This window comes from Mycobacterium sp. NGS68 (genome assembly GCF_059812195.1).
In genome coordinates, this window is the sequence record NZ_JCALCE010000001.1 from 414,272 (window position 1) to 435,577 (window position 21,306).

General features: G+C 69.0%; 15 protein-coding genes, 1 tRNA gene and 1 pseudogene. 11 read left to right on the plus strand and 6 right to left on the minus strand.

Features of this window, described 5'->3' with window-relative positions:
- Window position 1: 1 nt before the first annotated feature.
- Genes fdh through nrfD form a run of 3 tightly spaced genes read left to right on the plus strand, consistent with a single transcriptional unit; the run spans window position 2 to window position 5,297 of the window.
- Window positions 2-3,271 (plus strand): formate dehydrogenase, encoded by a 3,270-nt coding sequence (gene fdh, locus AC5Y5V_RS01850; RefSeq protein ID WP_499930881.1) that lies wholly within the window; start codon window positions 2-4, stop codon window positions 3,269-3,271.
- Window positions 3,271-4,233 (plus strand): 4Fe-4S dicluster domain-containing protein, encoded by a 963-nt coding sequence (locus AC5Y5V_RS01855; RefSeq protein ID WP_499930882.1) that lies wholly within the window; start codon window positions 3,271-3,273, stop codon window positions 4,231-4,233. The genes fdh and AC5Y5V_RS01855 overlap by 1 nt, the downstream gene beginning before the upstream one ends.
- Window positions 4,230-5,297, plus strand: coding sequence for an NrfD/PsrC family molybdoenzyme membrane anchor subunit (gene nrfD, locus AC5Y5V_RS01860; protein WP_499930883.1), 1,068 nt, complete (start codon window positions 4,230-4,232; stop codon window positions 5,295-5,297). Before AC5Y5V_RS01855 ends, nrfD begins: the two co-directional genes overlap by 4 nt.
- Before the next feature lie 48 nt (window positions 5,298-5,345).
- Here nrfD and selD read toward each other — a convergent pair whose 3' ends face one another.
- Complete coding sequence (gene selD, locus AC5Y5V_RS01865) at window positions 5,346-6,320, minus strand: selenide, water dikinase SelD (RefSeq protein WP_499930884.1); 975 nt, start codon at window positions 6,318-6,320, stop codon at window positions 5,346-5,348.
- Between the two features lie 86 nt (window positions 6,321-6,406).
- Between selD and AC5Y5V_RS01870 the strand changes: the two genes are divergently transcribed.
- The 8 genes from AC5Y5V_RS01870 (at window position 6,407) to AC5Y5V_RS01905 (ending at window position 16,620) form a co-directional block, all read left to right on the plus strand.
- A tRNA-Sec gene (locus AC5Y5V_RS01870) sits at window positions 6,407-6,499 on the plus strand.
- A gap of 23 nt (window positions 6,500-6,522) precedes the next feature.
- Window positions 6,523-7,830, plus strand: a complete 1,308-nt coding sequence (gene selA / locus AC5Y5V_RS01875; RefSeq protein ID WP_499930885.1) for an L-seryl-tRNA(Sec) selenium transferase — start codon at window positions 6,523-6,525, stop codon at window positions 7,828-7,830.
- Window positions 7,827-9,617, plus strand: a complete 1,791-nt coding sequence (selB, locus tag AC5Y5V_RS01880) for a selenocysteine-specific translation elongation factor (protein WP_499931096.1) — start codon at window positions 7,827-7,829, stop codon at window positions 9,615-9,617. The genes selA and selB overlap by 4 nt, the downstream gene beginning before the upstream one ends.
- A gap of 32 nt (window positions 9,618-9,649) precedes the next feature.
- Window positions 9,650-10,090, plus strand: a complete 441-nt coding sequence (locus tag AC5Y5V_RS01885; RefSeq protein WP_499930886.1) for an NUDIX domain-containing protein — start codon at window positions 9,650-9,652, stop codon at window positions 10,088-10,090.
- Window positions 10,091-10,209: 119 nt separating this feature from the next.
- Window positions 10,210-11,802 carry an MFS transporter gene (locus AC5Y5V_RS01890; RefSeq protein ID WP_499930887.1) on the plus strand — a complete coding sequence of 531 codons (1,593 nt, stop codon included), beginning with the start codon at window positions 10,210-10,212 and terminating at the stop codon, window positions 11,800-11,802.
- A 101-nt stretch (window positions 11,803-11,903) separates the two neighbouring features.
- Entirely contained in the window at window positions 11,904-13,091 is a 1,188-nt protein-coding gene (locus AC5Y5V_RS01895; protein ID WP_499930888.1) for a cation:proton antiporter, read from the plus strand.
- 236 nt (window positions 13,092-13,327) lie between these two features.
- Window positions 13,328-14,731, plus strand: coding sequence for a WS/DGAT/MGAT family O-acyltransferase (locus AC5Y5V_RS01900; RefSeq protein ID WP_499930889.1), 1,404 nt, complete (start codon window positions 13,328-13,330; stop codon window positions 14,729-14,731).
- Window positions 14,732-15,006: 275 nt separating this feature from the next.
- On the plus strand, window positions 15,007-16,620 hold the full coding sequence (locus tag AC5Y5V_RS01905; protein WP_499930890.1) for a SulP family inorganic anion transporter: 1,614 nt from the start codon (window positions 15,007-15,009) through the stop codon (window positions 16,618-16,620).
- A 13-nt stretch (window positions 16,621-16,633) separates the two neighbouring features.
- Here AC5Y5V_RS01905 and AC5Y5V_RS01910 read toward each other — a convergent pair whose 3' ends face one another.
- From AC5Y5V_RS01910 to AC5Y5V_RS01930, 5 genes and pseudogenes are all read right to left on the minus strand, one after another.
- Window positions 16,634-17,542, minus strand: a complete 909-nt coding sequence (locus AC5Y5V_RS01910) for a universal stress protein (RefSeq protein ID WP_499930891.1) — start codon at window positions 17,540-17,542, stop codon at window positions 16,634-16,636.
- 122 nt (window positions 17,543-17,664) lie between these two features.
- Complete coding sequence (locus tag AC5Y5V_RS01915) at window positions 17,665-18,687, minus strand: phosphotransferase family protein (protein WP_499930892.1); 1,023 nt, start codon at window positions 18,685-18,687, stop codon at window positions 17,665-17,667.
- Complete coding sequence (locus AC5Y5V_RS01920; protein ID WP_499930893.1) at window positions 18,680-19,894, minus strand: acyl-CoA dehydrogenase family protein; 1,215 nt, start codon at window positions 19,892-19,894, stop codon at window positions 18,680-18,682. Before AC5Y5V_RS01920 ends, AC5Y5V_RS01915 begins: the two co-directional genes overlap by 8 nt.
- Before the next feature lie 102 nt (window positions 19,895-19,996).
- Window positions 19,997-20,130, minus strand: a pseudogene (locus tag AC5Y5V_RS01925) (alcohol dehydrogenase); the annotation flags it as partial.
- 15 nt (window positions 20,131-20,145) lie between these two features.
- Window positions 20,146-21,267 (minus strand): adenylate/guanylate cyclase domain-containing protein, encoded by a 1,122-nt coding sequence (locus tag AC5Y5V_RS01930; RefSeq protein ID WP_499930894.1) that lies wholly within the window; start codon window positions 21,265-21,267, stop codon window positions 20,146-20,148.
- Window positions 21,268-21,306: the final 39 nt, after the last annotated feature.

Genomic DNA, 21,306 nt, shown 5'->3' on the forward strand with positions numbered 1-21,306 from the left:
CATGGCAGCCCCGAAGTTCTTCCTGGAATGGCCGGTGATCCGCCAGTTTCGCACCGGCGACGTGTTCGGCCGCGGCCCGGCGGTGACGTCCAAGCAGACCCGCGCCATCACCCCGCGCACCGCGACGGCCGATCGGGTGGTGCAGAGCGTCTGCCCGTACTGCGCGGTGGGCTGCGGCCAGCGCGTCTACGTGAAGGACGAGCGGGTCGTTCAGATCGAGGGCGACCCGGACTCGCCGATCTCGCGGGGCCGGCTGTGCCCCAAGGGCTCGGCCAGCGAACAGTTGGTCAATTCCCCAGGGCGGCAGATCAATATGCTCTACCGCGCCCCGCGCGCCACAGAGTGGCAGTCGCTGGATCTCGACACCGCCATCGACATGGTCGCCGACCGGTTCGTCGAGGCCCGCCGGCACGCCTGGCAGGACATCGACAAGAAGGGCCACCCGCTGCGGCGCACGATGAAGATCGCGGCGCTGGGCGGGGCGACGCTGGACAACGAAGAGAACTACGTCATCAAGAAACTCTTCACCGCCGCGGGCGCCATCCAGATCGAGAACCAAGCCCGTATTTGACACTCCGCCACGGTTCCCGGTCTGGGAACCTCCTTCGGGCGCGGCGGCGCCACCCAATCACTGCAAGACATGGCCAATGCGGACTGCATTGTGATCCAGGGCTCGAACATGGCCGAGTGCCACCCGGTGGGCTTCCAGTGGGTGGAAGAGGCGAAAGCCCGCGGCTGCAAGCTGATTCACGTCGACCCGCGGTTCACCCGCACGTCGGCATTGTCCGACAAGCACATTCCAATCCGCGCCGGCTCCGACGTGGTGCTGCTGGGCGCGCTGATCAATCACGTCATCGCCAACGACCTGTGGTTCAAGGAGTACGTGCTGGCCTACACCAACGCCGCCACACTGATCAACGAAAACTACCGGGACACCGAGGATCTGGGCGGCCTGTTCTCCGGCTTCGACCCGCAGACCGGGCAGTACGACCTCTCGACGTGGGCGTATGCCGAGCACGAAGACGCCGACCACGAACACGGCGCCAGCGCGTCCGACCGCGCAGCCGGCGACGCGCACGGCATGGGCGGCCCACCGCTGCCGCATGCGCGGGTGCTGCGCGACGAGACGCTGCAAGATCCGCGGACCGTGTTCCAGATCCTCAAGCGCCACTACGCGCGCTACACCCCCGAGATGGTGCGCGACGTCTGCGGCATCAGCATCGAGGATTTCGGATATCTCGCCCGCGCCGTCACCGAGAACTCCGGCCGCGAGCGCACCACCTGTTTCGCCTACGCCGTCGGCTGGACCCAGCACACGCTCGGAGCCCAATTCATCCGTACCGCAACCATTTTGCAGCTACTTCTGGGCAACGTCGGGCGTCCGGGCAGCGGCATCATGGCGCTGCGCGGCCACGCCACCATCCAGGGCTCCACCGACATCCCGACGCTGTTCAACCTGCTGCCGGGTTATCTGCCGATGCCGAAAGCCGGACTGCACAACACATTCCGAGACTATGTCGAGGCCGTCGGGCCAAAATCGCAGAAGGGTCTGTGGGCCAACGCCGACACCTACCTGGTCAGCCTGCTCAAGGCGTGGTGGGGCGACGCCGCCCGCGAGGACAACGACTGGGCGTTCGACTACCTGCCGCGGCTGGATGGCCCCCACGGCACCTACCAGACCGTCATGTCCATGCTCGAGGACGAGGTCGACGGCTACTTCCTGCTGGGCCAGAACCCCGCCGTCGGGTCCGCGCACGGGCGGATGCAGCGGATGGGCATGTCGCACCTGAAGTGGCTGGTGGTGCGCGACCTCAACCTCATCGAGTCCGCCACGTTCTGGAAGGACGGCCCCGAGATCGCGTCGGGCGAACTGAAGACCGAGGACATCGACACCGAGGTGTTCTTCTTCCCGGCGGCCACCCACGTCGAAAAGGCCGGCACCTTCACCCAGACCCAGCGGGTGGTGCAGTTCCGCCACAAGGCCGTCGAGCCGCCCGGTGACTGCCAGAGCGAGCTGCAGTTCTTCGTCGAACTCGGCCACCGGATCCGGCAGCGGCTGGCCGGATCCACCGACGAACGCGACCGCCCGCTGCTGGATCTGACCTGGGATTATCCGGTTGACGAGCACGGCGAGCCCGATCCCGAGTCGGTGATGGTCGAAATCAACGGCATGCACCTGACCGGGCCGGCCGCCGGCAAGCCGGTGTCGGGCTTCACCGAGCTGCGCGCCGACGGGTCCACCACATCCGGCTGCTGGATCTATTCCGGCATGTACGCCGACGGCGTCAACCAGGCCGCCCGCCGGGTGCCGGGCGGCGGACCGAGTCCCAGCCAGAACGAGTGGGGCTGGGCGTGGCCCGCCGACCGGCGCATCCTGTACAACCGCGCCTCGGCCGATCCCGACGGCAAGCCGTGGAGCGAGCGCAAGAAGCTCGTCTGGTGGGACGACGAGCGGGCGCGCTGGGTCGGTGACGACATCCCCGACTTCCCCGTCGACCGCGCCCCGCACGCCCGGCCTGACCCCGACGTCGGCGGACCCGCGGCCCTGGCCGGCGATGACCCGTTCATCATGCAGGCCGACGGCAAGGGCTGGCTGTTCGCGCCCAAGGGCATGGTGGACGGCCCGCTGCCCACCCACTACGAGCCGCAGGAGTCGCCGATCGTCAACGCGCTGTACCCGCAGCAGCAGAGCCCGTCGCGAATCATGTTCCCGCGCAAGGACAATCTGTTTGCGCCCAGCGGCGACGACCCCGGTGCCGGAGTGTACCCGTACGTGTTCACCACCTACCGGCTCACCGAACACCACACCGCGGGCGGCATGAGTCGCTGGCTGCCGTACCTCGCCGAGCTGCAGCCGGAGATGTTCTGCGAGGTGTCGCCGGAGCTGGCCGCCGAGCGCGGCCTGGAACCCTACGGGTGGGCCACCATCGTCTCGCCGCGGGCGGCGATCGAGGCCAAGGTGCTGGTGACCGAGCGGATGAAACCGTTGGTTGTCGGCGGCCACACCGTCCACCAGATCGGACTGCCGTACCACTGGGGTGTGGGCGGCGACGCGGTGGTCAGCGGCGACGCGGCCAACGACCTGCTCGGCGTGGCGCTGGATCCGAACGTGCAGATCCAGGAGTCCAAGGCCGGGTCCTGCGATATCCGGCCGGGCCGCCGCCCGCAGGGCGAGGAGTTGCTGCGGCTCATCGAGGAGTACCAGTCGCGCGCGGGGACTACCGTCGAGACAGGCAACATGCGCATCACCGAGCCGCGCGAGGAGGGCTGATGGGTCAACTCGCCGGACCGACCGACCCCACCGACGACGCGCGGTGGCCGGAGCCCCAGCCGCGCAAGGGTTTCTTCACTGACACGTCGATCTGCATCGGCTGCAAGGCGTGCGAGGTGGCGTGCAAGGAGTGGAACCGCAACCCGCTGGACGGTGACCTGGAAATTCTCGGGTCGTCCTACGACAACACCGGCCAGCTGGGCGCCAGCACCTGGCGGCACGTCGCGTTCGTCGAGCAGGGCCGCGACCGCATCGAACAGGCGCGGGAGTCCGGGCGGCAGTTGGTGAGCCTGGGCATGCCGAGCGTGGCGCCGGCGGTGGACGTGACACCGCCCGATACCCCCGAGTTCCGCTGGCTGATGGCTTCCGACGTGTGCAAGCACTGCACGCACGCCGGCTGCCTGGACGTCTGCCCGACGGGCGCGCTGTTTCGCACCGAGTTCGGCACCGTCGTCGTGCAGCACGACGTCTGCAACGGCTGCGGCACCTGCGTGGCGGGTTGCCCGTTCGGCGTCGTCGAACGCCGCAGCGACGGCACCTATGCCACCCCGGCCAAGCGTTCCGAGCGCCCGGGACACGAGTTCGTCACCGGCGTGGCCCAGAAGTGCACGCTTTGCTACGACCGGCTCGTCGAGGACGAAACCCCGGCCTGCGCCAAGACCTGCCCGACGACGTCGATCAAGTTCGGCAACCATGACGACCTGGTCGTGCAGGCCCGCGAACGGGTGGCCCAGTTGCACGCCCGCGGCCTCACCGAGGCGCGGCTGTACGGCGCCAACGAGCACGACGGCGTCGGCGGCACCGGTTCGGTCTTCCTGCTGCTCGACGAGCCCGAGGTGTACGGCCTGCCGCCCGACCCGCGGGTCTGCACGGCGGATTTGATGACCATGTTCAAGCGGGCCGGCATGGCCGCGGCGGGCATGGTCGGCGCGGCCGCGCTGGCGTTCTGGCGGAGCCGATGACGACGTCCGAGTTCGACAGCTTGCGGCCGCCGGAGCCTGCCCGTGGCGGCCGTACAAGAAAGCGGAAGGGCCGCCGGCGCGACGAGTCGTTGATGGTGCCCGAGGCGGAGTTCACGTCGTATTACGGGCGTCCGGTGGTCAAACCCGCGCCGTGGGGACACGAGGTAGGCGCGTATCTGTTCCTCGGTGGCGTCGCCGGCGGTTCCGGCCTGCTGGCCGCCGGAGCGCAGCTCACCGGGCGAAACGTCCTGCGCCGCAACACGAGGATTGGCGCCCTGGTTGCCGTGTCGCTGGGGGCGGTGGCGCTGGTGAAGGACCTGGGCAGACCGGAACGCTTCGTCAACATGCTGCGCACGATCAAGCCGACCTCGCCGATGAGCCTCGGATCGTGGATCCTCAGCGGGTTCAGCGCGGGGATCGGGGTGGCCGCCGTCTCCGAGGTCGATCGGATGACCGGGGAACGGCTCCCGCTGGGCCCGCTGCGACCCGTGCTCCGTGCCGTCGAGGGCCCGGCCGGATTGGAAGCCGGGTTGTTCGCCGCGCCGCTGGCCGTCTACACGGCGGTGCTGCTCACCGACACCGCTACCCCGACGTGGAACGCCGCGTACCGGGACCTGCCGTTCGTATTCGCCAGCTCGGCCAGCCTGGCCGCGTCGGGTCTGGCGATGATCACCACGCCGGTCGCCGAGGCCCGGCCCGCCCGCAACCTGGCTGTGATCGGCGCGGTCAGCGATCTGGTCTCCGCCAGGTTCACGGAGTTCCGGATGGATCCCGTGACCAGGGAGCCGCTGCATCACGGCACGCCCGGCAAGCTGCTGGCGGGGAGCGAATGGCTCGCCGCCGCAGGCGGTTTGGGCGCGTTGCTCGCCGGCGGTAACCGTGCCGGCGCCGCGTTGTCCGGCCTGGCGCTGCTGTCCGCTTCGGCGCTTCTGAGGTTCGGTTTCTTCGAGGCCGGCAAGGAGTCGGCGCGCCACCCCCGCTACACGATCGATCCGCAGAAGCGCCGGCTGGCCGCCCGCCGCGCGGCTGGCATCACCGACGACTCGATCACCACCGCGGGTTGAGCCCGCCCGGACTCGGGCGTGCATAGGCCCCACGCTCGAGGGCCGATATCACCGGATCTCGATGCCCTCGCCCTCGACGGTGTGGCCGATCACCGGATAACCCGGCAACTCGCCCACCACCAGCAGACCGCCCGAGGTCTGGGCGTCGGCCAGTAGCAACAGATCGTCTTCGGGGACGTCGTGCCGCAGCTGCGGCCGCACCCAGTCGAGGTTGCGGCGGGTACCGCCGGAGACGTAGCCCTCGGTGAGCGCCTGACGTGCCGCGTCCAGGACCGGAACGGCCGCGCGCTCGACGACGGCGCCGACGCCGGACGCCCGGCACATCTTGTGCAGGTGCCCGAGCAGCCCGAACCCCGTGACGTCGGTGGCCGCCTTGACGCCCGCGGCCAGCGCGGCCGTCGCCGCATCGCAGTTGAGCGCGGTCATGGTCGCGATCGCTTCCTCGAACACCTCACCGGTCTGCTTGTGCCGGTTGTTGAGCAGCCCGACGCCGAGGGGTTTGGTCAGGGTCAACGGCAGGCCCGGCTCGGCGGCGTCGTTGCGCAACAGCTTTGCCGGGTCGGCCACGCCGGTCACCGCCATGCCGTATTTCGGTTCCGGGTCGTCGATGGAATGGCCGCCGATCACCGGACACCCCGCTTCGGCCGCCACCGCCAGGCCGCCACGCAGCACCTCCGTCATCAGCTCCAGCGGCAACACGTCACGCGGCCAGCCCACCAGGTTGATTGCCACCACCGGACGCCCACCCATCGCGTAGATGTCGGAGAGCGCGTTGGCGGCGGCGATGCGGCCCCAGTCGTAGGCGTCGTCGACGACGGGCGTGAAGAAGTCCGCCGTCGACAGCACCGCCAAGTCCCCGACCAGCACCGCGGCGGCGTCGTCGCCGTCGTCGAGGCCGACGAGCACCGGGCAATCGAAGTCGCCGGTCTGTCCGGTCAGGCCGCGGACGGCTTCCTCGAGTTCTCCGGGCGGGATCTTGCAGGCGCAGCCGCCGCCGTGGGCGTACCCGGTGAGCCGAGTCATGAGCGCGAGCCTAACGAGCTGCCGTCGCCGAACGTGCGGCCAGCTGCACATTCGATCCCCGGGCGATGAGGGCTAGGTTTACCCGTGGAGGCGTTTGGGTTCCTGGTGGGCCCCCCGGTCTTCAAAACCGGTGAGATCGAGCATCTCGGTCTGGCGGGTTCGATTCCCGTCCGTCTCCGCGAAATACCTACCAGGAGGTCGAGTGACGCAGGTCGACCCGCGCCGCGCGATTCCGCGCACGGATCAGCTGCTGGCGCTGCCGGCGGTGCAACGGGCGCGGGCCCGGCTGGGCGAGCAGATCGTCCGGGCCGTGGTGCGCGAGGTCCAAGAGCAGGCCCGCCGCGGTGACCTGGTGCCGGACGGCGTGCACGACGGGGTGATCTCGGCCCTGGCCGCACGGACGGTGACGTCGCTGACGACGGTCCTCAACGCGACGGGCGTCGTCGTGCACACGAACCTGGGTCGCGCGCCGCTGGCCGCGGGCGCCGTCGAAGCGCTGGTCGAGGCAAGCGGGTACGTCGACGTCGAACTCGACCTCCGGACCGGGACCCGCTCCAAGCGCGGGGTGGCCGCGCGTGAGGCGCTGCTGGCCGCCTGCCCGACGGCCGAGGACGCGCTGGTGGTCAACAACGGCGCCGCCGCGCTGGTGCTCGCGACCACGGCGCTGGCCGCGGACAAAGAGGTCGTGGTGAGCCGCGGGGAGCTGATCGAGATCGGCGCCGGGTTCCGGCTGCCCGACCTCATCGCCTCGACGGGCGCCCGGCTGCGGGAAGTCGGCACCACCAACCGCACGCACCTCAAGGACTACTCGGCGGCGATCGGGCCGCAGACCGGCTGCGTCCTCAAGGTGCACCAGAGCAACTTCCGGATCGACGGGTTCACCGCCGCCGTCGGTCTGCCCGAGCTGCGGACCCTGACCGCCGAAAGCGGAGTGCCGTTGGTCGCCGACCTCGGCAGCGGGCTGCTGGCGCCCGACCCGGTGCTGCCCGACGAGCCCGACGCCGCGACCGCGCTGTCCGAGGGCGCCGACGTCGTCACCGCGAGCGGCGACAAACTGCTCGGCGGACCGCAGGCCGGCGTGATACTCGGCCGCGCCGACGTGGTGGCCCGACTGGCCCGGCATCCACTGGCACGCGCCGTCCGCGCCGACAAACTGACGCTCGCGGCGCTCGAGGCGACGGTCCGCGCCGGCGAATCGCCGGTGACACAGGCCCTGCACGCCGATCCCGAACGGCTGCGCGCGCGGGCCGAAAGCCTTGCCGCCGCGGTCGGCGCAACCGTGGTGCCACACGACGGCCGGGTCGGCGGCGGCGGCGCGCCCGGTGTCCCGCTGCCCGGATGGGCGGTTCGCCTGCCCGAGTCCGCGGCTCCCGCGCTGCGCCTTGGCGACCCGGCCGTGCTGCCGCGGGTGCACGACGGCGCCTGCCTGTTGGACCTGCGCTGCATCCCCGAATCCGACGACGAACGTCTGCTGGCCGCGGTACGAAGAGCGTTGGGTGCGCGGCCCTGACGACCCACGTCATAGCGACCGCCGGCCACGTCGATCACGGCAAGAGCACCCTGATTCGGGCGTTGACCGGCATGGAGCCCGACCGGTGGGCGGAGGAGCGTCGCCGCGGGCTGACCATCGACCTCGGCTTCGCGTGGACCACGCTGCCGTCGGGGCGCGCGATCGCCTTCGTCGACGTGCCGGGCCACCAGCGCTTCCTGGGCAACACCCTGGCCGGCCTGGGCCCGGCGCCCGTGGTCTGCTTCGTGGTCGCCGCCGACGAGGGCTGGCAGGCGCAGTCCAGCGACCATCGAGATGCCCTGGCGGCCTTGGGTATACGGCACGGCCTCATCGTGGTCAGCCGCGCCGACCGCGCGCCGCAGCGGGGCGCAGAGGTCCTCGCGCAGGCGCGCGAAGAGCTCGCCGAGACCGGCCTGCGCGACGCCCCCGGCGTCGTCGTCTCCGCGGTCGACGGCACCGGCCTGGACGAGGTCCGCGCGGCCCTGGACGTGGCGCTGGCGCGGGTGCCGGCGTCCGACGCCGCCGCCCGGCTGCGGTTGTGGGTCGATCGTTCCTTCAGCATCACCGGTGCCGGCACCGTGGTGACGGGGACGCTGGCGGCGGGGACGCTGGCCCGCGGCGACGAGCTTGCGCTGCTCGGTCCGGAACGCACGAGATCGGTGGTGGTCCGCGGCCTGCAGAGCTGCGGGGAGTCCTGCACGACGCTCGGGCCCGTGGCGCGGGCGGCGCTGAACCTGCGCGGCGTCTCCCGTGACGCGGTCCACCGCGGCGACGTGCTGGTCACGCCCGACGCCTGGCCGAGCACCCACCTCATCGACGTCCGCCGGACCTCCGGCGATCCCCTGACCGAGGTCGCCGCGCGCCTCGTCGTTCACATCGGGACCGCCGGCGTGCCCGCGCGGCTACGGCCCTTCGACGACGATCACGGCCGGCTCACCCTCGATCGCCCGCTGCCGCTGGTCCTGGGCGACCGGCTGGTGTGGCGATCGCCGGGCAGCGCGCGGTCGCTCGGTGGCGCCCAGGTGCTCGACGCCGAACCGCCGGCGTTGCGGCGGCGCGGCGACAGCGCGCGCCGGACGGCGGCTTTGGTGGGCATGGACGCCCGCGGCGACGTCGCGGCCGAGGTGGCGCGGCGCGGCGCCGTACGCGAAAGCCACCTGCGACGGCTGGGGTTCCTTCCCGCCGCGGTGCCCGACGACGTTCGGGTGCACGACGACTGGTGGGTGCATCGCCCGACGTACGATGCCTGGCGGCAGCGGCTGAGGGCGGTGGTCGACGCCCTGCACGCCCGAGATCCCTTGGCGGACGGGCTTTCCCGCGGTGCGGCTCGCGACTTGCTGACCCTGCCGGACGAGGCGCTGCTCGACGCGGTCGCCCGCGACGCGGGACTGGAACAGGACAGCGGACACATCCGGGTCGCCGGCGCCCGTGGGGATCTCGGATCCGCCGAGGTTGCGGTCGCTGAACTGGAGGTCCGGCTGCGGGCCGAGCCGTTCCGGGCGCCGGAGTCTTACGAGCTGTCGGCGCTGCGCCTCGGCGCACGCGAACTCGCCGCCGCCGAGCGCGCCGGGCGCCTGGTGCGGCTGCGCGACGGCGTGGTGCTGCTGCCTACGGCACCGGCACTGGCGATGCGGGAATTGGCGCGACTCGAGCAGCCGTTCACCACGAGCCAGGCGCGTCAGGCGCTTTCCACCACTCGGCGGGTCGCGATCCCGCTGCTCGAGCACCTCGACGCCCGCGGCTGGACCCGTCGGCTGGACGCCGGTCACCGCGAGGTCGTGCGCTAGGTTGCTCGGCAGATGCAGGGGAGGGGCGAGTGATGGCACGTGAACCCATTCCGACGTGGAGCTTCGCTCTCGTGCTCGTCCGCCTGGGCCGCCGGTTCCTGCTGGTGCGCGAACGCAAGCACGGTCAGCTGTGGTATCTCCCCGCGGGCCGGGTCGAGCCCGGCGAGTCATTCGCCACCGCCGCGCGCCGCGAGACGCGAGAAGAGGCCGGCGTGGACATCGTCCTCGAGGGCATATTGCGCATCGAGCACACGCCGTTGCCGGTCAACGCCCGGATGCGGGTCATCTTCGTGGCCCGCCCCGCCGATGACCGGGCACCGAAGGCGGTGCCGGACGAGGAGTCGCTGGGCGCGGCGTGGTTCACGCTGGACGAGATGGCCGCGCTCCCGCTGCGTTCCGAAGAGGTGAGCAACCTCGCGCAGGAATTGCTCGATGGCGCGTTCGTCCACCCGATGTCGCTCTTCGGCGGCTAAGCTGCCCGCTCCGCGGATGTTTGGATCGGGCCTGTTCTGGTAATGGTACCGATGGTCTCGGTCAGAGACTGGGGGTCTCGTTTCGCTAATGCTCCCGTCCGCCGGCGGAGGAAGGCATTATGCAGCAATCTGACGTGCAAGTCGCCGAACGCCCGACGATCGAGGACTCGTTCGCGGGTGAATCCACGGCGCGACGCGGCTGGACGCTCTTCATCGCGTGCGCGGGTGTGGCGCTGGTCATCGCGTCGATGATTGCGCTGAACACCGCGCTGAGCGACATCGCGCTGGCGACCTCGGCCAATCAGACGCAGCTGACCTGGATCGTGGACAGCTACACGCTGGTGCTGGCGTGCCTGCTGCTTCCGGCGGGCGCCGTCGGCGACCGCTATGGCCGCCGTAGCGCGCTGCTGGTCGGATTGGCGATCTTCGCCGCGGCGTCGTTCGCACCACTGATATTCGGCACACCCGCACAGATCATCGCCGCCCGGGCAGTGGCCGGCGCGGGGGCGGCGTTCGTCATGCCCGCCACCCTGTCGTTGCTGACGGCCGTCTATCCGCCGGAGTCTCGTACCAAGGCGGTCGGGATCTGGGCCGGTGTAGCCGGGTCCGGGGGTGTCGTCGGCCTGATCGGCACCGGCCTGTTGCTGCGGGTCTGGGCATGGCAATCGATCTTCTGGGCGCTGGGCGGCATCGCCGTGGCGCTGTTCGTGCTGACGATGACGGTGGCCGAGTCCCGCAGGCCCGACGCTCCGCCCCTGGACTGGCCCGGCGCAGCGACGATCGGCGCGGCCGTCGCCGTGTTCGTCTTCGGCATTCTGCAGGCGCCCAGTCACGGCTGGAGCAATCCCCGCGTATGTGGCTGCCTCGTCGTCGGCGTAGCACTGGCCATCGTCTTCGGTTTCATCGAACTGCGACGACGGCACCCGCTGCTCGACGTCCGCCTGTTCCTCGACCCCGAATTCGGCACCGGATCGGCCGCCATCACCGTCGTGTTCCTGGCCACCTTCGCGTTGTTCTATCTCGCCGTGCAGTACGTCCAGCAGGTCATGGGCTACTCGCCGTTGAAGACGGCCTTGGCGCTAAGCCCGCTGGTCATTCCGCTATTGACCTTCTCGGCACTGTCCTCCTGGTACGTGCCGAAGCTGGGGCTGCGGCTGGTGATCTTCGTGAGCATGGTCCTGGTCGCGGTCGGCTTCCTGTGCATGCGCACGCTGGGACCCGACTCCTCGTTCTTGGGGCTGTTCTGGCCGCTGCTAGTGATCAGCTCCGGCTTCGGATTGTGCACAGCGCCAACAACGTCGGCGATCATGACGGCGGCGCCCGACCAGAAGCAAGGCGTCGCGTCGGCGGTCAACGACGCCACCCGGGAAGTCGGTGGCGCGTTGGGCGTCGCGATGGCCGGGTCGATCCTGGCGGGCAGTTACGGCCACCACATCGCCGCGGGCCTGGCGGCCTTTCCCGACGCGATCCGGGTGCCCGCATCCGCGTCGTTGCCGCAGGCCCTCGCGGTGGCCGGCCGCCTCGGGCCACCGGGACATCAGCTCGCCGAGATCAGCAAGGGCGCCTTCGTCGCGGCGCTGAGTTCGTCGTTTCTGGTGATGGCGGTCATCGTCGGCGTCGCCGCGCTCATCATTCCGCTGTTCGCCCCGGGACGCGACGGAACGCATTTGCGGGTGGTGCGCCGACTGCGCGGCCGAACCGCCCGCGGCTGATACCGAGCGAACCCCGTCTGCATCTACAATGATCGCGGCCTGCACCGCGCTTGTAACGCGATTGGCCCTCCGACACTTCGCCTGCCCGAAGGACAACTGACTTGCAGGGGTTGGGTTTCGACACCCTGGCGCTGTTGACCGCGGTGGGATTCGCCGGCCCTCTGCTGGCGTCGGTGCCGCACTTGCGCATTCCGGTGGTCATCGGCGAACTCACCGCGGGCATCGTCGTCGGCAAGACGGGTTTTGACATCGTCGATGTGGCCAACCCGACGCTGCAGTTGCTCGCAAACATCGGCTTCGCGCTGGTGATGTTCGTCGTGGGGACGCACGTCCCGCTGCCCGCCCGCGAGATGCGTTCGGCGGTTCCGCTGGCGCTGGGGCGGGTGACCCTATGCGGCGGTGTCGCCGCGGCCTTGGGTGTCGGCCTGGCGGAGGCCTTCGGCACGGGGCATGCGGCGCTCTACGCCGTGCTGATGGCGTCGTCGTCCGCGGCGCTGGCATTGCCGGTGATCGACTCGCTGGGTTTGCCGCAACCGCGGGTGCTCTCGACGACGGCGCAGATCGCGATCGCGGACGCCGCCTGTATCGTCTTGCTGCCGTTGGTGATCGACTTCCGGCGTGCCCCGACGGCGGCGCTGGGCGCCCTCGCGATCGCGGGCTGCGCACTGGTCCTCTTCGTGGCCCTGCGTGGCATCAACCGCAGGGGCTGGCGCAAGCGCGCACACCGCTATTCCGAGAGGAACCGCCTCGCACTCGAGCTGCGGACGAGCCTCCTGGCGCTCTTCGCGCTGGCGGCCCTGGCCGTGAGCATGCACGTGTCGATCATGCTGGCGGGCTTTGCCCTGGGCCTGGTGATCGCGGTGGTCGGGGAACCGCGACGGCTGGCGCGCCAGCTGTTCGGCATCACCGAAGGTTTCTTCAGTCCGCTGTTCTTCGTCTGGCTCGGCGCCTCGCTGCACGTGCGCGAGCTGGGCTCACATCCGAAGTTCATTCTGCTGGGGACAGCCCTGGGTCTGGGTGCCGTACTGGCGCACGGCGCCGGACGGCTGCTCGGCCAGCCGCTGCCACTTGCCCTGCTGGCTGCCGCGCAGCTTGGAGTGCCCGTCGCCGCTGCGACGATCGGCACCGAGCAGCACCTCCTCGCTGCCGGCGAAGCGTCGGCACTGATGCTGGGCGCGCTGCTGACGATCGCCGCCACGTCGGCCGCGAGCGTGTTCGCCGCCCGCGGCCGGGCGACGGCGCAGGCGGATCAGCCCGCCCCGCCCGAAAGCCCTAACACCCCCGTCTAGCACCTGGCCCCGCACGCCGCCGCCACCAGTGGCACAAAGTCCTTCTCGAGAAGGGTCGTCATGCCCTCGTGTGCGCAGCGCGGCCGAGCAATCGTTGAGGTTATGGCGTTCAGCGACGTTCAGCGGCACCGTCCATCAACACCGACCCACTGCCGGCGACACCGCGACGCGAACTACCGACTTCGTCCGGTGGATGACCGGCCAAGCAACGTAATCCATTGTCCGATTGGAGCGACATGGAGCATTTGACCCCCCTCGACGCCGGTTTCCTCGAGGTCGAAGACTCCGATCCGCACGTGAGCCTCGCGATTGGCGGGGTGTCGATCATGGAGGGTCCGCCGCCAGAATATGAGGAATTCGTTTCGACCTTCGCCGAACGGTTGCTGACGATTCCGCGGTGCAGACAAGTATTGCGGACTCGTCCGCTCGATCTCGGTGCCCCAGGGTGGGTCGACGACCCAGGTTTCGACATGTCGAATCACCTGCGTCGCATCGCTCTACCGCACCCCGGTGGCGACGCCGAACTCTTCGAGATGATCGCGACCGTGATGGAGTGGCGGCTCGACCGGGACCGCCCGCTGTGGGAGTGCTGGTTCTTCGAGGGCCTGAGCGAAAATCGCTGGGCGGTGCTGACCAAGATTCATCACTGCATCGCGGACGGAATCGCGACAACGCAGATGCTGGCGAAGTTCAGCGACGATGCGGGTGACGACACCTTCGCCGGGGACATACACGGCGCAAAGCAGCCGGCCGGACCCGCATGGCGGCTGCCCAGGCTGGGGTTGAACCCACTGAGCTGGGCGAGCGGGCTTGGGCGAAGCGCACTCAACGCTGCCGGCACCGTCGAACACCTGGCGGTGGGCACCGCGGAGCTGGCGGCGGGCATGCTCGGTGCCGCACCGGAATCCTCCCTGCACGGGCCGGTGACGACGACGAGGCGGCGCTTTAGTGTGGCCCGGGTCAGCCTGGCCAACCTGAAGGAGATAGCCCACGCATTCGACGTGACGTTGAATGACGTGGCGTTGGCGGCGATCACCGACAGTTACCGCGGGATGATGCTGGAGCGCGGGGAACACCCCGGTCGCAACTCGTTACGCACGCTGGTCCCGGTGTCGGTGCGCGCGGCGAACCATTTCAACATGACGGACAACCAGGTCTCTGCGATGCTGCCGCTCTTGCCGGTCGACGAGGAGGACCCGGTGCGGAGGCTGGAGCTGGTGCACTCTCGGCTCACCCGCACCAAGGCCAGTGGTCAAAGCGAGGGCGGCAGCGCCCTTCTGTCGGCAGTCAAGAACGTACCGTTCGCCTGGTCGGCCTGGATGATTCGGCTGCTGGCGCGATTGCCCCAGCGAGCAGTTGTCGCGCTGGCGACCAACGTTCCCGGTCCGCGACGGCAGCAGCGACTGATGGGGCGACGGGTGGTTGAGATCCTGCCGGTGCCGCCGATCGCGCTTCAATTGCGCACCGGCATCGCCATGCTGAGCTACGGCGATCGATTCGTGTTCGGCATCACCGCCGACTACGACACCGCGCCCGACATCGAGGCGCTCGCCACCGGAATCGAGGACGGGGTGGCGCGACTGCTGGCGGCGAGCCGGGCCGGTGCGCGCACGCGTGCGTCCGGCCCCCACGCCGTGTAACCGCCCGTCTCGCCGTCGGGCAGCGGGAGTCTGCATGACGGGAAAACAAAATTTGCATTCCCTATGCACCCCGCCCGTCAAGTTGACCGGGCTAGAACGCGCCCATACCGTCGACGTAAGAGCTTGGCATTCAACGCAGCCGGACGACGGAGTCGGTGCAACTCGTAAATGCTTGCGCTCCAAGTTGTTACAACAATGTCACGTTACCGCGAGATTGGGGCGGCTATCGCAGGGTCCCCCGCCTGGCCTGTAGAGACCTGACGAGTGGAGCTACGATGAAACACGCCAACCAACAGGGCGACCCGCAGATTGAACATGGCCCGCCCGCCCTAGTTGACCGGCTGCGCTCGGTGATTCAACACGATCTGCCCGCGTCGCTGGTGGTGTTTCTGGTAGCGCTTCCCCTGTCGTTGGGCATCGCGATCGCCTCCGACGCGCCGGTGCTGTCCGGCTTGATCGCCGCCATAGTCGGCGGAATCGTCGGCGGTGCCATCGGCGGGTCACCGCTGCAGGTCAGTGGTCCGGCTGCCGGGCTCACCGTAGTGGTTGCCGATCTCATCGCCGAGTTCGGCTGGGAAATAACCTGTTTCATCACGATGCTCGCGGGTGTGCTGCAGATTCTGTTGGGGCTCAGTCGAGTTGCTCGGGCCGCCTTGGCGATCTCGCCCGTCGTCGTGCACGCGATGCTGGCCGGCATCGGAATCACGATCGCGCTGCAGCAAACCCACGTGCTGCTCGGTGGCGCGTCTCGAAGCACGGCGTGGGAAAACGTCACCGAGCTACCCGCGCAGATTGTCGGCGCTCACCGGCCCGGACTCCTCCTCGGACTGCTGGTGATTGCCATCCTGGTCGCCTGGCGCTGGGCGCCCCGCCGATTGGCGGGCATTCCCGGGCCGCTGGTCGCCATTGTGGGCGTGACGGCCATCTCGGTGTTGTTCCCCTTCAACGTGTCCCGCATCAAGCTGGACGGCTCGATCCTCGATGCGGTGCGGCTACCGGTCATGCCCCATGGAAACTGGGGTGCCATCGCGATCGGGGTCATCACCGTCACGCTCATCTGCAGCGTCCAGAGCCTGCTGACGGCGGTTTCTATCGACAGGATGCACAACGGCCCGCGCACCGACTTCAACCGCGAGTTGATCGGTCAGGGTGCCTCCAACCTGGTGTCGGGTGGACTGGGTGGGCTGGCGATCGCCGGCGTGATCGTCCGCAGCGCGGCCAACGTCAACGCCGGGGCGAAATCTCGGGCATCGACAGTGCTGCACGGCTTCTGGATTCTGGTGTTCGCCCTGCCGTTCGCGGGGCTGGTCGAGAAGATCCCCACCGCAGCCCTGGCCGGCCTGCTCATCGTCATCGGCATCGAGTTGCTGAAACCAGCACACATCGAAACCGCCTTGCGCAATGGCGATCTCGCCATCTATGTGGTGACCGTGGTCGCCGTCGTCTTCCTCAACCTGCTGCACGGCGTCCTGATCGGGCTCGCGCTGGCCATCGCGATGACCGGGTGGCGCGTGGTCCGGGCCAGGGTCGAGGCCGAACAGGTCGGCGACGAGTGGCGTGTGCTGGTCGAAGGTGCCTGCACGTTCCTGGCGCTGCCGCGGCTGACGCGCGTGTTGTCCTCGGTGCCGCAGCGCGCCGCGGTCACCGTCGACCTTGCGGTCACCTATCTCGACCACGCGGCGCACCAGGCCATCAGCGACTGGCAGCACCAATACGTCGCCACGGGCGGGACGGTCCGGATCCTCGGCGGGATGGAGACCGGACGGCTCGCACAGCGTGCCGTACGGGACCTGATGGAATCCGAAGACGACATGGAATCCGAAGACGACGTGGAACCCGACGACGACATCGCGCGCAGCACTGCGACGTCCGACCGGTCTCGCGTCTAGGACCGCGCCGCGTCTACCGGCCAGCCAGCGCTGCCGCGCCCGATCCCGTCAACGGCTTGGCGACGATCACCGGCGTGTGGACTGCGTGCAGGACGGCGTTGCTGACCGAGCCGAACAGCATGCCGGCCACGCCTCCGCGCCCGTGGCTACCGACGACCACGAGCTGAGCGGACTCGGACTCATCGATCAAGGTCTGCCCCGGGTGATCGAGCGTGATGACCCGGCGCACCCTCACGTCGGGATAGCGCTCTTGCCAGCCTGCCAAGTATTCGGCCAGGTCTCGTTCCGCCTCCGACTCCCATTCCAGCCAGGGCACCTGATAGACCGCGTCGTCGCTCCACGCGTGCACGGCCACCAAACCGACACCGCGAAACGACGCTTCCTCGAAGGCAAGCGCAAGCGCGTCTTCGGACACCGGCGAGCAGTCGATTCCTACCACTACGGGCGCTTCATCGGTGTCCGACAGCAACGACCTTTCGGCACCGAGGACCGCCACCGGACAGTTCGCGCTTCGCACCACGCCCGAACTCACCGAGCCCAGCAATACCCGCCCGACGGCTCCCCGCCCATGGGAGCCCACGACGACCATGTCGGCCGCACTGGACATTTCGACCAGCGTCGCCACCGGCGGTGAACATTTCAGTTCAGTGGCGATTGCGATCCGGCGGCCCGGCGGGGTCGCATCTTCGGCGATCTTCAGAGCCTGGTCGAGCACGTCTTGGCCGCCCCGCTGCCACTCTTCGACTCCGGACGACATCGGTATTGGCGGATAGGGCGGTGTGGCCGGCCGGAACATGTTGACCAGCGTCAGTGCGACATTGCGCATCGCGCATTCACGCGCTGCCCACCTGACGGCCGCATCCGACGCCGCCGACCCGTCGACGCCGACCACGATGCCGTAACGCTTCACGATGTTAGACATTCGGCTCTCCTTGCACTCAGCCCAATGCTATTGCCCGGATGGTCGGCATTTCGTGGGTCTTTAGTCCTCAACCAGCACGGGCATGAGGCCTTCGTTCGCCTACCTGGCCAACTGCCCGCCCGCTAGAAAAGCCCCGCGGCGTCGGCGATTTCGACCGCCCGCCGTACCCGGGCGTCGATCCACGCGACCGTGGGAGTGCCCGCGGACGCCTTGTTCTGCGGCTCATCCATCGCTCGGCGCATGACACCCTCGGCGATGATCGCGAGCTTCCACAGGCCGAGCACGTGCCAAAACTGCAAAGCGGCCGCATCACGACCGGTCGCCTCCAGATACAGGCGGGTCATCTCCGCGCGATCGGGAAATCCCGGAAGCGTCGACGGGGCGAAGTCACCGATGGGAGCCTCGCCCGGCTCCGCCCAGTACGTGAGCAGGCTGCCCATGTCCGCGACCGGATCGCCCAGCGTGGACAGTTCCCAGTCCAGCGTCGCCACGATCTGTCCCGTTTCTGGCGAAGTGATCAGGTTACGCAGATGGAAATCCCCGTGCACCAAGCTGATTTCGCGTTGTTCCGGGACTGCGGCAACCAGTCTGCGGGTGAGCGCGTCCAGTTCCGGCAGCTCGCGCGTCTTGGACAGTTCCCATTGCCCCGCCCACCGCTTCAGCTGGCGCTGCGCGTAGGGCTTGTGGCTGGCCAGATCCAGCAGACCCACCTCCGCGAGGTCGACGGCGTGGATCCTGGCCAGAGTGCGGGGCAGATCGACCGCGATCTGCCGACGCTGCTGCGGGGTGAGCGCCTCGGCGACGTCCATGGTGTCGACCACCAGACCGTCGACGAATTCCATCAACACCAGCGGCACGTCGTAATCGGTTGTAGTGCCGAGGATTCGCGGCACGGGAACGTCGGTATCGGCCAGCGCGGCGATGATCCGCGCCTCACGCAGTACGTCGTGCGCCGAGGCCAGCAGGTGTCCCAGCGGTGGTCGGCGCAGCACCCAGGCGCCGCCGGCGGCGTCACTGACGCGGTAGGTCAGGTTCGATTGCCCCAGGCCGATCCGCTGGAACCGCAGCCGCCCCTCGAAAGCGAGGCCCAACTCGGTGAGCCACCGCGATACCGTATCGCCGTCGACGCCGACCGTCTCAGTCATGGACCCGGTACTTGCGCAGTTCCTGACTGGCGATGGCGCGCTTGTGCACCTCGTCGGGACCATCGGCCAACCGCAGTGTGCGCAGGTGGGCCCACGCCATGGCCAGCGGGAAGTCGTCGGTGACCCCGCCGCCGCCATGCACCTGGATGGCCCGGTCGACGACCTTCAGCGCGATGTTGGGCGCCGCGACCTTGATCGCCGCGATCTCGGTGCGGGCCGCCTTGTTGCCGACGGTGTCCATCAGATAGGCGGCCTTGAGGGTGAGCAGCCGAATCATTTCGATGTCGATGCGGGCTTCGGCGATCCAATCCTGAATGTTCGCGTTATCGCTGATCGGCTTCCCGAAGGTCACGCGCGACTGGGCGCGTCTGCACAGCAGTTCCAGCGCCCGCTCCGCCATGCCGATCGCGCGCATGCAGTGATGAATGCGGCCGGGACCCAGACGGGCCTGGCTGATCGCGAAACCCTCACCCTCGCCTTTGAGCACGTCTTTGACGGGCACCCGCACGTCGGCGAAGTCGATCTCGGCATGCCCCTCGCGGTCCTGGTAGCCGAAAACGGACAGGTTGCGCCGCACCGTGACGCCGGGTGCGTCGATCGGCACCACCAGCATCGACTGCTGACGGTGCGGGGCCGCGTCGGGATCGGTCTTGCCCATCACGATCAGCACCTTGCAGTTGCGGTGCATACCGTTGGAAGCGAACCACTTTCGGCCGTTCAGGACATAGTCCCCGCCGTCGCGCACCATCGACATCTCGACGTTGGTGGCATCCGAGCTTGCCACCGCCGGCTCGGTCATCGCAAACGCGGACCTGATGGTGCCGTCGAGCAGCGGCCGAAGATAGCGCTCCTTGTGTTCGTCGGTTCCGAACAGGGTGAACACCTCCATGTTGCCCGTATCGGGCGCGCTGCAGTTACAGGCCTCGGAGGCGATGTGGCTGCGGCCCATGATCTCTGCCAGCGGCGCGTACTCGAGATTGGACAGCCCCGGCCCCCACTCGGGGTGGGGGTGAAAGAGGTTCCACAGCCCCCGCTTTCGGGCCTCGGTCTTGAGGTCCTCGAGGATCGGCGGGTGGAAGTGCGGATCGCCGGCCGCCCGCATCTGCTCGTCATAGACCGCCTCTGCCGGGTAGACGTGCGAGTCCATGAACTCCAGCAGGTCTGACTGATACTGCTGGGCACGTTCGGAAACGTCGAACAGGGACATGGGGGCTCCTCAGGAGGTGCGGGCGTGATGTGCGATATGAGCATTCTGCGCCGCGGCGCAGCCCCACCTGATGTGGGTCACGTCGGCACCCGGTCGGACCGGTTCGAGCTTCTTCTGGCCGGCGTCGTAGAGGCGCGGTAGCCGGACGACCCCGTACTGCGGGTGGGCGGAGCCGAACAGTGTTCCCTTGAGTGCCTTTCGGCGAGGACGCGCATCGCGCCGGAGACGTGGGCGGTCGTCCCGTGGAGCCTTTAACCAGACTGCGAGCCGCCGCGTTCGACCCGGAAGAGCTTGACCTCGGCACGCACCCCCTTGAGCCGTCGTGCACCGATCGGAATCCATTCGAAGTCACCGGTATTGCCCACCGCATCACGCGTCGACTCGGCGGCCACCACCGTCCCTGGCCGCGCGGCCGCCGTGACCCGGCTGGCCAGATTCACGGGACTGCCGAACCAGTCGCCGGCCCGGGTGACCGCCGACCCGGACGCCACGCCTATCCGCAACGCAGGCAGGTCCTGTGCAGCCGCCGCCCCCAAGTCCAGAACCGCACGCAACAGCGGAGCGGGCTCCGAGCAGACCAACATCGCCGCGTCGCCGATCGACTTCACGAACCGGACCGGTGGGTTCGCCACGTCGTGTGCGAGGTCCGCCAGCCGGCTGGCGACGCGTTCCAGATCCTCGGCGGGCAGCGCCTCGCCGAGCCGGGTGAAGCCGGCCACATCGGCGAAGGCGACGCTCACGGCTCGCGCCCCCGGCAAGCTTCCGGTCGCTCGTTCCGCCGCGTTGACGGCCTCCATCTCGACGGAATGACGCAGCTCCAGCCGCATCAGGTCGTCCATCATCGGGGCCAGGTTCGGAACCGCCACTTTGGCCAGCTGTTCGGTCGCCCGGGCGAGGTCGATCTCCGACGAACCGGGTCGCAGCAACGTCTTGAGGGCGGCGTGACGCATCATCGCGGCGGCGGGACCCAAGCTGTCCACCAGCAGCCGCATGACGGCAACCGCGTCCTCGGGGTCATAGCCGACGTCCAGAAAGATTTTCGCGTGCTGCACCGCCTGCGCGTCGGCGCGCGGCAGCACAACCGCGTCCGGGTCATCGATCCTCGGCAGGCCGATCGCGCGCTGCATGCGTTGCACCACGTCGAGTTCCATCCCGGTCTCTTCGCAGATTTGGCGCGCGGATACCAGCGCTCCGTCGTCGCCGAGGACCCGGTAGGCGGGCAGCATCACGGGTGCGGCACCCGATGTGCGAATGTGCTCGAGAGTGAATCCCTGCTCGAGGAGCCAGGCAATCAGCTCCGCGCGGTCCTGGCGCGCCTGGCCTTCAAGGCCGTCGAGCAGGCCCGACGCTTCGATGTCGACGTCTGCCGCCATGACGTCCACCCTATTGCCTCACTCGGCCCGTACCGTTGC